At 70.7% G+C, this 11,900-nt stretch carries 10 protein-coding genes; 9 read left to right on the forward strand and 1 reads right to left on the reverse strand.

Translation table 11 applies throughout. The features are described 5' to 3' along the window. The 5 genes from ACT3SZ_RS10160 to ACT3SZ_RS10180 all read left to right on the forward strand — a co-directional run bounded on the left by ACT3SZ_RS10160 (position 1) and on the right by ACT3SZ_RS10180 (position 6,259). Entirely contained in the window at positions 1–1,212 is a 1,212-nt protein-coding gene (locus ACT3SZ_RS10160; protein ID WP_444618429.1) for a hypothetical protein, read from the forward strand. Between the two features lie 10 nt (positions 1,213–1,222). Beyond that, positions 1,223–1,999 carry an AraC family transcriptional regulator gene (locus ACT3SZ_RS10165; RefSeq protein WP_444618430.1) on the forward strand — a complete coding sequence of 259 codons (777 nt, stop codon included), beginning with the start codon at positions 1,223–1,225 and terminating at the stop codon, positions 1,997–1,999. 99 nt (positions 2,000–2,098) lie between these two features. Further along, the gene (locus tag ACT3SZ_RS10170) at positions 2,099–2,992 is read left to right on the forward strand and encodes an ABC transporter ATP-binding protein (protein ID WP_444618431.1); all 894 of its coding nucleotides are present in this window, start codon (positions 2,099–2,101) and stop codon (positions 2,990–2,992) included. 10 nt (positions 2,993–3,002) lie between these two features. Beyond that, positions 3,003–4,118 carry an ABC transporter substrate-binding protein gene (locus ACT3SZ_RS10175; protein ID WP_444618432.1) on the forward strand — a complete coding sequence of 372 codons (1,116 nt, stop codon included), beginning with the start codon at positions 3,003–3,005 and terminating at the stop codon, positions 4,116–4,118. Further along, positions 4,115–6,259 carry an iron ABC transporter permease gene (locus ACT3SZ_RS10180; protein ID WP_444618433.1) on the forward strand — a complete coding sequence of 715 codons (2,145 nt, stop codon included), beginning with the start codon at positions 4,115–4,117 and terminating at the stop codon, positions 6,257–6,259. Before ACT3SZ_RS10175 ends, ACT3SZ_RS10180 begins: the two co-directional genes overlap by 4 nt. 30 nt (positions 6,260–6,289) lie before the next feature. Here ACT3SZ_RS10180 and ACT3SZ_RS10185 read toward each other — a convergent pair whose 3' ends face one another. Then, the gene (locus ACT3SZ_RS10185) at positions 6,290–7,189 is read right to left on the reverse strand and encodes a carbon-nitrogen hydrolase family protein (protein WP_444618434.1); all 900 of its coding nucleotides are present in this window, start codon (positions 7,187–7,189) and stop codon (positions 6,290–6,292) included. A 36-nt stretch (positions 7,190–7,225) separates the two neighbouring features. Between ACT3SZ_RS10185 and ACT3SZ_RS10190 the strand changes: the two genes are divergently transcribed. From ACT3SZ_RS10190 to ACT3SZ_RS10205, 4 genes are all read left to right on the forward strand, one after another. Beyond that, positions 7,226–8,710: a SulP family inorganic anion transporter gene (locus tag ACT3SZ_RS10190; protein WP_444618435.1), complete on the forward strand. Its 1,485-nt coding sequence runs from the start codon at positions 7,226–7,228 to the stop codon at positions 8,708–8,710. A gap of 185 nt (positions 8,711–8,895) precedes the next feature. Next, positions 8,896–9,201, forward strand: a complete 306-nt coding sequence (locus ACT3SZ_RS10195) for a hypothetical protein (RefSeq protein ID WP_444618436.1) — start codon at positions 8,896–8,898, stop codon at positions 9,199–9,201. Continuing rightward, positions 9,201–10,613: an alpha/beta hydrolase gene (locus ACT3SZ_RS10200; RefSeq protein WP_444618437.1), complete on the forward strand. Its 1,413-nt coding sequence runs from the start codon at positions 9,201–9,203 to the stop codon at positions 10,611–10,613. Before ACT3SZ_RS10195 ends, ACT3SZ_RS10200 begins: the two co-directional genes overlap by 1 nt. After that, positions 10,614–11,837 (forward strand): NAD(P)-binding domain-containing protein, encoded by a 1,224-nt coding sequence (locus tag ACT3SZ_RS10205; RefSeq protein WP_444618438.1) that lies wholly within the window; start codon positions 10,614–10,616, stop codon positions 11,835–11,837. The last annotated feature ends 63 nt before the right edge of the window (positions 11,838–11,900 follow it).

Genomic DNA, 11,900 nt, shown 5'->3' on the forward strand with positions numbered 1-11,900 from the left:
ATGACAGAGGAGAGCCCCGGCACCACCGCCGCCACCGGCCCCACCGATCTCAGCAGTGCGGTCGCCATCGCCCGCGGACGCCTCGACGGTACCGACGGCATCGTCGCACGCACTCGCGCCCACTTCGTCCGCCTCGCCGAGCCCCTCTCTCCCACCGCCGTACCGTCCCACCCGGCAGGAGCAGACGGCACAGAAGGTGCGCCCGTCCCACCACCGGCCGTGGACCCGGCGATACTGCGTCGCGCGGCCCTCTACGCCGCCGACGGGCTCGTCGGCGAGCGGGCGGAGTTCACCGAAGAATGCACCTTCCACCTCGCCACGCTCGGCCGTGACCTGCGCAAGTACGGGGTCACGACCGCCCACTACGGGGCCGCTGCGGAGGCCGCCGGGCGGGCAGTGTGCGAAGCATTCGACGTGCCCTACCCGGGCGCGGACCTGACCTACCGTCGCGCCGAAGAGCTGGGCATCCCCGACGGACTGACCGAGCTCCTGCAGGCCGTGGACAACGCGGTGCGCATCGTCGCGCTCGGGGCGGTGGAGGACGACGAGGCCGGCGTGCCCACCAGCATCACCGCCGAGGTCCTGGAGGTCGTGCCGCGTACCCCGCAGGTCACGGTGGTGCGCCTGCAGGCCTCCTCGCCGCAGACCGGTTGGCCGGGGCAGAGCCTGGAGGTCCGCACCCCGTGCGACCCGGACGTCTGGCACCAGCTCGCCTCCGCGCTGCCGCCGAACGACGCCGGCTACCTGGAGTTCCACTGCACCGGGTTCACCGCGCACGTCGGCGAGACCTGGGTCGTCGCCAACCCGGCCGGCGGATTGGGCGTGCCCGCAGGGCAGGACGCCCCGGACGCCGTGACGATGATCGCCCTCGGCACCGGCCTCGCCGCGCTGCGCGCCCTCGTGCTGGACGTCTCGGCGATGGACGACTCACCGCCGGTGCACCTGTACTGGTCCGTGGAACACTCCCGCGACCTGCACGGACTCACCGATCTGCGCGGCCTGGCGCAGGGCTTCCCGTGGTTGACGTTCACCCCGCTGGTCGTCGACGAGGGCGACCCCAACGCGGCCGCGGCAGCGGCCGACGACCCGCTCACCCACCGTCCCGGCACCTTGGTGCTGGTCTCCGGGGAGGACGCCGCGGGCGTCCGCGACGCGGTCGGCGTCCTCACGCGGTCCGGCGTGGACGCCGAGCAGATCATCGCCGAATCGTGAGCGCCACACTGTGAGCGCCGGTACGTCCTCCATCGTCACCGCCGGGGCGACGAACCCGCCGACGAGCTGGCCGGCGCACAGCCATGAGTCCCACGAGCTGGTGTGGGTGCGCCGCGGGGCGATGATCACCCGCGCACACGACCGCATCTTCGCCGTCCCCGAGGGCCGCGGCATCTGGCTGCCCGCCGGCACCGAGCATTCCGGCGAGGTCACCTCGGGTGTCACCCTCTACGGCACACTGTTCGCGCCCGACCGCACGCCCGGCGACTTCACCGCACCTGCACAGGTCACGGTGGTGGTGATGAACCCCGTGCTGGAGTCGCTGCTGACGTACCTCGGCCAGGACACGCTGAGCGACGCCGCACGCGGCCGCGCCGAGGCCGTCGTCTTCGACGTCCTGCAGCCCACCGATACCCCGTTGGACCTGCCAATTCCCGACGATCCGCGCATCGCTCCGGTAGTGCGCGCCCTGCTGGAGAACCCCGGCGACCACGCCGGGCTGGACGTGTGGGCCAGGCGTCTGGGCACCAGCGAGCGCACCGTGACCCGGGCCTTCCGCGAGTCCACCGGACTGCCGTTCGGACGCTGGCGGATGACGCTGCGCATCCAGCGCGCGCTCACCCTGCTCGGCGAAGGGACGCCGGTGCAGGACGTGGCGATACAGCTCGGCTACGCGCAGACCAGCACCTTCATCGACACCTTTCGGCGCACGATGGGCACCACGCCCGGCACGCACCTCCCCGCGAGCGCGTCTGGCGTGTCCGAAAACCAGGATCTCATGTCCTAAAAACGAGATTGCGGACACGGGTTACGTTGCCCTACGCTTCTTGAGGTTAGGCTAAAGAAGCCACCGGCACCCCACCTCCCGAAGGACCCCAGCACACCCATGTCCCCCGCCCCTGAGACAGGCCCCGAGACAGGCCCTGAAGACGGCCTTCACGACGCCCGGACCCTGGCAGGCGACGACCTCACCCTCGGCTACGGCCGCTCCACGGTGGTCCATGGGGTTTCGGTCACCCTCGAGCCCGGCACGGTCACCGCGCTCGTCGGCCCGAACGGTTCCGGCAAGTCCACGCTGCTGCGCTCCCTGGCGCGCCTGCACCCGGTTGATCAGGGCAGCGTCCGGCTCGGCGATGGTGAGACCGCCCGCGATGTCCACCTGCTCAGCCCCCGCGAGTTCGCCACCCGCGTCACTCTGTTCTCCCAGTCGCGTCCCACGCCGGACGGGCTGAGCGTGCGCGAGGTCGTCAGCTTCGGACGCCACCCGCACCGGCGTCGCTTCGCCGGGCTCGGCGCCGAGGACATCGCCGCCGTCGACCATGCCCTGCAGGTCACGGGCATGGCCGACAAGGCCGACCGCAGCGCCGGCGAACTCTCCGGCGGCGAGGTCCAGCGCGCCTGGCTGGCCGCCTGCCTCGCCCAGGACACCGGTGTGATCCTGCTCGACGAGCCCACCAACCACCTCGACCTGCGCTTCCAGACCGAGATCCTCGATCTCGTCCGCGACCTCGCAGACGGCACCGACGGGGCCCCACCCGTCACCATCGGCGTCGTCCTGCACGACCTCGACCACGCCCTGCGCGTCGCCGACCGGCTCGTCCTGCTCGCCGGCGGCCGCGTGCTGGCCACCGGGCCACCGCAGGACGTCCTGACCGCCGACAACATCGCCGCCGCCTACGACATCCCCGTCGACGTCGGTGTGGACCCCCGCACCGGGCGCCTGCGCATCGACCCCATCGGACGACACGCCGACCGCGGACGCGTCCGCACCACCCCCTGAAAGGACCACCATGCACCTCCCGAGAAACCGACGCCGCAGCACGCTCACCGCGCTGACCGCCGCCGTCGCCACCGCGACGCTCACCCTCGCCGCCTGCGGCACCACCGACACCGGCTCGTCCGACGGTGACTCCGAGGCGCCGACCTCGAATGCCGAGGGCTGCGACGCCGACGTCGAGACCAGCACCGACCCGGTGTCGATGACCGACGGCCTGGGCCGCACCGTGGAACTCGACCAGCCCGCCAGCCGCGTCGCCGTGCTGGAGTGGCAGGAGATCGAGGACGCGATCAGCCTCTGCGTCGACCCCGTCGCCGTGGCGTCCCCCGACGACTACGGCACCTACGTCAGTGCCGAGGCCCTGCCGGACGATGTCGTCAACGCCGGTGAGCGCGGCGAGCCCGACCTCGACGCCATCTACGGCGCCGACCCCGACCTCATCATCGTCGAGGCATACAGCGAGGACGACGCCGTGCTCACCCAGCTCGAGGACCGCGACGTGCCCGTCCTGGCGGTCACCGGCGCGGACGCCGAGGACCAGATCGGCACCGTGAAGAACACCCTGTCCATGATCGGTGAGGCCACCGGGCGTTCCGCGCGGGCCGAGGAGGTCAACCAGGAGTTCGACGACCACCTCGCCGCCGCCCGCGAGGAGCTGGCCGACACCGTGGCCACCCTCGATGACCGCGACCAGACCGACTTCCTCTACTTCGACGGCTGGGTCGAGAGCGGCAACCTCACCATCCGCCCCTACACCAGCGGCGCGCTGATGACGCAGCTCGGCGAGGAACTCGGCATGACCTCGGCCTGGACCGACGACGTCAACGAGTCCTACGGTGACGGCGGCGTCGACCCGGCGTACGGCCTGGCCCAGACCGACATCGAGGGCCTCACCGCCGTCGGCGACGCCAACCTGTTCTACACCGGCTCCCAGGGCGGCGCGGACGACTACGTCGCCGCCATGACATCCAACCCGATCTGGAACAACCTCTCCGCCGTGGAAGAGGACCGCACCTACGAGTTCCCCAATGACCTGTGGGCCGCTGGCGGACCCCGCTCCTGCATCCAGCTGATCGACGCCTTCGTCGAGGCCGTCAAGGCCGTCGAGGCTGCCTCCGACGCAGAGTGACACCGCAGGTGACCCGCGGCAGGACGCACGCAGCGCCGTCCGCTGCAACGTCCGCTGCACCGCTCGTCGCGCCGCTGGCGCTGATCGTCGCGCTCGTCGTGGCGATCACCGTCGTCGGACTGTGGCACCTCACCCAGGGCACCTCCGGACTGGGCATGCGTGAGCTGGTGCTCTACGCCATCGGGCACCCGGACGCCCCGCAGAGCGTCAACGGTGTGCCGGTGAGCAGTGTGTTGTCCGGTTCGCGGGTGCCGCGCCTACTCGCCGGGATCACCGTGGGCTTCGCCCTGGGTGTTGCCGGCATCCTGCTGCAGTCGGTGACCCGTAACCAGCTCGCCTCCCCTGACACCCTCGCGGTCACCGCCGGCTCCTACGTGGCGCTGACGGCGGTGGCGGCGTTCGGCCTCACCGTGCCGTTCTGGGCGTCCGGCCTGGTCGCCTTCTGTGGTGGCCTGGCCAGTGCGGCCCTGGTGCTCAGCCTCACCGGCGCCGGCTCCGGACGCGGCGGGGCCACCGGCACCACGAAACTCATCCTCGCCGGCTCGGCGATCGCCATGGCGCTCGACGCCGTCACCGGCATGCTGTTGATCCTGTTCAAGCAGAACACCACCGGCCTGTTCGCCTGGGGTTCCGGCTCCCTGTCGCAGCTCAGCGTGGACGCTTCCGCCCGCGCCCTCCCGGTCATCGTGGTGGTGCTGCTCGCCGCCGTGCTGCTGTCGCGCCGTCTGGACGTCCTCTCCCTCGGCGACGACGACACCGCCACCACCCTCGGTGTGCCGGTGCGCGCCACGCGCACCATCGCCGTGGTCCTCGCCGTCCTGCTCACCGCCCTGTCCGTGACCATCGCCGGGCCGCTCGGCTTCATCGGGCTCGGCGCACCCGTGCTCGCGCGCCTGCTGTCGACGAAGGTGCCCGGGCTGCGCCGCCACGCCGTGCTCATCCCGGTGACCGGGCTGGTCGGCGCCCTGATCGTCCTGCTCGCCGACGCACTGCTGCGCGCCGTGCTCGGCGCCGAACAGGCCGCGTCCATCCCCACCGGCATCCCCACCGCCCTGCTCGGCGCGGTGGTGATCGTGGTGCTGGCGATGCGTATGCGTGACCAGGGTGTGGTGCGCGCCGCGCGCGCCAACGCCGGTGCCCGCGGCGGGACGTCCACCCCCGCCCAGGCACGACGACGCTTCCTCATCGTCCTGATCGCCGCTGTGGTCCTACTCGTCGCCGCGGTGGTCTACGGACTGCTCGCCGGCAGCCTGTGGCTGCGCCTCGGCGACATCGCCCTGTGGCTGCGCGACGCCGCACCCGGACTCGTCGGTGGTGCCCTGGACACCCGCGCCCCGCGCGTGACCGCCGCCGTGCTGGCCGGTGCCGCCCTCGGCGTGGCGGGCACCGTGGTGCAGGGCACGGTGCGCAACCCGCTGGCCGAACCCGGTCTGCTCGGCATCACCGCCGGCGCGGGCCTGGGTGCGGTCATCGCCACCACCGTGCTGCCCGGCGGCGGACGCACCATGCTGGTGGCCCTCGCCGTCATCACAGGACTGGCAACGTTCGCCCTGGTCGCCGCCCTGTCCTGGCGCGGTGGCCTGCTGCCCGACCGGTTCGTGCTCATCGGTATCGGCTGCGGCTACGGGATCTCCTCGGTGACCACTTTCCTGCTGCTGCGCGCCAACCCCTACGACACCCCACGCATCTTCACCTGGCTGTCCGGCACCACCTACGGCAGGACGTTCCCCGACGTGGTGCCCGTCGCCGTGGTGCTGCTGCTCACGCTGCCGGTGCTGCTGGCCATGCGCCGGCAAATCGACCTGATGTCCGTCGACGAGGACACCCCGCGCATCCTCGGCGTGCCCGTGGAACGCACCCGCCTGGGCCTGCTGACCCTGGCCGCCGTGCTCGCCGCGGTGAGCGTGGTGGCCGTGGGTGTGGTCGGCTTCGTGGGTCTGGTCGCCCCGCACCTGGCCCGCTCCCTGGTGGGAGGACGCCACGGGCGCGTCCTCCCGGTGGCGATGGTGCTCGGCGCGGCGATGGTCTGCCTCGCCGACGGGTTGGGACGTTCCGTGATCGCGCCGTCGCAGATCCCCGCCGGGCTGATGATCGCCCTCGTCGGCGCGCCGTACTTCGTGTGGCTGCTGCGCCGCACGTGAGGGTGGGTGGGTGCGGCCCGCTACTCGCCGCTACTCCCCGGCGGTGCCGGCCTTCTCGATCTCGCGGTCCTGCCGGTGCCCCTTGAGCACGGGCAGGCCCTTGCGGACCTTCTCCACGTGGTTCGGATCGATGTCGACCATGAGGATCTGGGCGACGTAGCCGGTCTCCGCCAGCCGCGCCCCACCCGGGCTGACGATCACGGAGTGGCCGATGCCCGTCGGCCCGTCGTTCTGCCCGTAACGGTCCGGAGAACCGGGACGCGCCTGACCGGCCGCGACCACGTAACTGGTGGTGTCCAACGCGCGGGCGGCGGTGAGCGTGCGCCACTGGTCGAGCTTGCCCGGCCCGTCCGTCCACGCCGTGGGCACGACCATCACCGACGCACCGGCTTCGGCCAGGGCGTAGAAGTGTCCGGGGAAGCGGATGTCGTAGCAGGTCGCCAGGCCAATGGTCACACCGTTGACGTCGTAGGTGACCCGGCGGGTGCCGGGCTTGACGGTGTCGGACTCCCGGTAGCCGAAGGCGTCGAAGGTGTGGATCTTGTGGTAGTGCTCGGTACCCTCGGGACCGGTGATGAGCAGGGTGTTGTGGACGCGGCGGAACTTATTCGCCTCACCGGAACCCTCCACGGGATCGGTCTGCAGTTCACCGGACGGCAGGCGGTAGACGGTGTCGGCGGGGGTGAACATGCCGACCACGGCGGTCGTCCCGGCGTCCTTCGCGGCCTTCTCCACGGCGCGGGCGAACGGGCCGTCCAGCGGTTGGGCGATGATGTCGAGGCGTCCCGCGTCGAAGGGGAACATCGCGGCCTCAGGGAAGACCACCAGGTCAGCGCCATTCTCGGCGGACCCGGCGATATAGGATCTGATTTTCTCGAGGTTCTTGTCGACGTCCGGCACGGAGTTCATCTGGATGACGGCGATGCGCATGCTGCCAAGGGTACGTCACCGACCTAAGATTGTCGGGTGAGCTCCTCTCCCGCCGATCGTTCCCCGGCCAGCGTCCTGGGCGCGCTGCGCAGCCCGAAACTGCTCACCGTCGAGGTTCTCGGCGGGTTAGTGACCGCGTTTGCCCTGATCCCGGAGTCGTTGAGTTTCGCCATCGTGGCTGGTCTGGACCCGATGATGGGCCTCTACGCGGCCTTCACCATGGCCTGCGTGACCGCGGTGCTGGGCGGACGCCCGGGCATGGTGTCCGGCGCGGCGGGTTCGATCGCCCTGGTCGTCTTCCCCGTCGCCCGCGACCACGGGGTGGAGTACCTACTGGCCACGGTGATCCTCGGCGGTGTGCTGCAGATGATCATGGGTGCGCTCGGGGTGGCGAAGTTGATGCGGTTCATCCCGCGGTCGGTGATGGTGGGTTTCGTGGACGCGCTGGCGATCCTGATCTTCTCCGCACAGTTGCAGCACCTCGTCGACGTACCGTGGCTGGTCTACCCGCTCACGGCCGTGGGCCTGCTGGTGATCATCGGTTTTCCCCGGTTGACCTCGAAGTTCCCCGCACCCTTGGCGTCGATCCTGCTGATCACGCTGGCAGTGGTGGTCTTCAGCTGGGATGTGCCCACGGTGGGAGACCAGGGCGAACTGCCGTCGTCGTTCCCCTGCTTCGGGGTGCCGGACGTGCCGTTGTCGATGGGGACGCTGGGGATCATCGCCCCGTACGCGGTGGCCTTGGCGCTGGTGGGGCTGCTGGAATCGTTGTTGACGGCGAAGCTGGTCGACGACCTCACAGACACCCACTCCGACAAGACCCGCGAGTCACTGGGCCAGGGTGTGGCGAACGTGGTCACCGGTTTCTTCGGCGGCATGGGCGGCTGCGCGATGATCGGCCAGACGATGATCAACGTGAAACAGGCCGGGGCGCGCACCCGGGTGAGTTCCTTCCTGGCCGGCGCGTTTTTGATCGTGTTGTCGGTGTCCTTGTCGGACGTGGTGGGGCGCATCCCGATGGCGGCGTTGGTGGCGGTGATGCTGGTGGTGGCGTTCACCACCTTCGACTGGAACAGCGTGCGCACTTTGCGGGTGATGCCGGTCTCCGAGACGGTGGTGCTGCTGGTCACGGTGGTGTCCACGGTGCTGACGGACAACCTGGCCGTCGGGGTCATCCTGGGTGTGCTCACCGCGATGGTGGCCTTCGCCCGGCGCGTGGCGCACCTGACGCGCGTCGAACGGGTTGGGGACGGCGGGGATACCGGTGCCGTCCGCTACCGGGTGACCGGCCAGTTGTTCTTCGCTTCGTCGAATGACCTGGTGTACCAGTTCGACTACACCGGCGACCCGGCAGAGGTCACGGTGGACTTCACCGAGGCCACGGTATGGGACTCCTCCACGGTGGCCGCCCTGCAGGGTGTGCGTGAGCAGTACGAACGCCGCGGCACGTCGGTGACGTTCACCGGGTTGGACGCCACGAGCCGCGCCTATATGGAACGCCTGGAGGGCCGTCTCGGCTGAGCGGGTCCCCGGCGCCCCTCGCCGAGGGTTTATCCACAGCCCTGCGGGGCCGAAAGTGAAACCTGACGAAAGTTGTCCACAGCTTTCCCGCCCCTGGGGAGCATGCTTCCCCGCGACTATCGCCGCGTCGTACTCTCCTGGGACCGCAGGCACTACCGCATCAGCGCACCAGCCCAGGAGGCACCATGACCGTGTTCGGCATCGACCTGTCCCAGGTCAGAACCACCTCACAGGCGTTGGACGCCCAGGCCTCGGCGGTGGCCGCCGCCGCGCGCGGCGTCGCCAACTCGCTGCCCGCGGCGTCCTGCCTGCCCGGCGGGAGGACGTTCGCCGCCCTGGCGGCGGGCACCGACCGGGTCGCCGACGCCGTCACCGGGGAATCGGTGGTGCTCGACGTCATCGCCACCGACCTGATCACCTTCGCTGAGGTGGTCGGCACCGCCGAGCAGGACGCCGCGACGTGCCTGTCCGGTACGGCAGGAGTGCGCTGATGGATATCCGGGAACTGGCCGAAGCCCCGGTGGAGCAGGCCGCCACCACCGCTAAGCACTGGGACGGGGCGTCCGGGAAGATGCGCGAGTCCGGCGGAGCGGTGCGCGACCATGGCCGCCTGCCGGGGTGGTCCGGTGGTGCCGCCGAGGCGATGGGCCACCGAATCGACAGTTGCGCCAACCGGGTGCTCTCCTCCTCCGTCGCCGCGCACTGGGTGGGGTTCGTACTGGGGCACCACGCCACGCTGCTCACCGCAGCACGCAACCAGGCCGCGCCCGTGCTGGGGATGGCGCAAACCTTCCGGATGCGGGTCTCCGCGGATGGCACAGTCACCCCGCCGGCGCCCTTGCCTCCGCTACTCACTCTGGCCGCGGCGTGGTCGATGGTCCTGCACGCCTGCCGGATGCTCGCCGACGCCCTGGATGCCGCGACCGCCTCCGTCGTCGAGGCGGTGAGCGTGGTGGGCGTGGTGGGCGAGGCTCCAACCGTCACCGCGGTAGACCGAGACAGGTTGGATGCCGCGACGGTGGCCGAACTCGTCGATCCGGCTGCCGCGCGGGCTGCCGCCGCGGCGGTGACCATGCCCTCCGGCCTGGACGTCCCGCTGGACGCCGCCACCGAGGACTCCCTGCGCCAGGCGGTCGGTGCCGCGCGCCGGGAGTTGGCACTGCGCGGTCTGGATCCGGACGCCGTCGGTGTCACGGTGCAGGAGCTTGATGGCCAGGCGGTGGTCGTCGTCGGCGACCTGCACACCGCGCAGAAGGTGACCACGCTGGTCAGCGGCGTCGGATCGTCCGGCGATGGCGCGCTGCTGGGCTCCGCCGGAAACGCCGGACGCATCGGCGGCACCGGGCACGCCGTTATCGCCTGGCACGGTTACCAGGCACCGGCCGATCTGAGTCGCGGACTGAACCCGTCCTACGCTGCGGCCGGTGCACCCGCCTTGCGCGGGGCGCAGTCGGCACTGCGTGAGCAGGCCGCCGACGGTGCCGAACTACAGGTCGTGGCGCATAGCTACGGCACCACCCTGCTCGGCGCAGCGGCACGCGACCCGTCCACCCCGCTGGACGCCGACACCATCCACCTCCTCGGCAGCCCCGGCATCGGGGTCGGCACAGCCGCGGACCTGCATGTTGATGCTCTGGACGGGCACGCCGAGATCCATGCTTGGCGTGCGCCGGGCGACCTGATCGGGGCGGCGACGGGTGCGAACGGCGGGGTGCACGGCCGGGACCCGACGTCCCCGGGGTTCGGGGCGGACACCGTCAACGGTGGCGCGGAGGGGCAGCAGGACGGCTGGGCCGGACGTATCCTGGGCCGCATGACCGACGGCTACCTGTGGACGCAGGGCGAGTGGGACTCGCACAGCAGCTATCTCGCCGATGACCTTGTGCTGGAGCAGGTCCGGTAGATGGACGCGGACGCGGGATCTCCGGCAGAGAGCCACGAAGGCTCCGAGAGCTACGAGGTGGTCGTCCTCGGTGCCGGGCAGGCCGGGCTCGCAGCCGCACACGCCCTGGTCCGCAAGGGCTATATCGCTGGTGAGGATATGCTCGTGCTCGACGGCAATGACGGGCCCGGCGGTGCGTGGCGTCACCGGTGGGACTCGCTGACGTTGGGCCGGGCCCACGGCATTGCTGATCTGCCGGGCATGGCGATGCCGCGACCGGACGAGAATGTACCGGCGTCCTCCCTGGTCGCCGACTATTACGGCAACTACGAGGAGGCCTTCGGACTGAAGGTGCGGCGCCCGGCGCGGGTCATCCGGGTCGAAGGTGGCGAAGGTGGCGAGGCTGGTGTGAGCGACGAGGGCGACAGGACCGGCCCGCTGACCTTGACCGTGGTACTGGACGAGCGGTGCACCCGCATCACCACCCGCCTGCTCATCAACGCCACCGGCACGTGGACACACCCCTACATCCCCTACGTGCCCGGCATCGAGCGTTTCGCCGGACGGCAGCTGCACACCGCGGACTACCACCGCCGGGAGGACTTCGCCGGCGAGAAGGTGCTGGTCGTTGGCGGTGGACTCAGTGCGGTGCAGTTCCTGCTGGAACTCGCGCCGGGGTCGGGTGTTGCACGGTCCACGGTCTGGGCCACGCGCCGTCCGCCGAATTTCGTGGACTACACCTTCGACAATTCCAAGGCCTCCTGGGGCCGGGACGTGGAGCGGCGTGTACGCGATGACACCGAGCGCGGGCGGCGTCCGGCCTCGGTGGTGGCAAACACCGGCATCCCGGCCTTGCCCGAGTACTTAGCGGGCGTGGCGGACGGGACGCTGGTCTCCCGCGGCATGTTCACCGGCATCAACGAGTACTCGGTGACCTTTGGTGGGGCAGACGGTGCCGACGCGACCTCATTGGTCCAGCCGGACAGTTGGCGTCCTTTCCCCGACGGGCATGAGGAGGCGGTGGACGTAATCTTCTGGAACACCGGTTTCCGCCCGGCGTTGACCCATCTCGCCCCGCTGCACCTGCGCGAACCCGGCGGTGGGATCACCGTGACCAACGAGGTGGAGGTCGTGCGCGACGACCGGGTGCTGCTGGCCGGCTACGGGTCGACGGCCTCGACGGTCGGCGCGAACCGTGCCGGACGTCTCGCCGGGCAGGTCGCCGCGCGGCGTCTGGCAGGGTAAGCACCGACCCTTGCGCCAGTCGCGCGCACAGGCATATAGTTGACGTATCAACTACTTCCTTAC

Source organism: Corynebacterium sp. AOP40-9SA-29, assembly GCF_052377405.1.
Taxonomy (GTDB): domain Bacteria; phylum Actinomycetota; class Actinomycetes; order Mycobacteriales; family Mycobacteriaceae; genus Corynebacterium.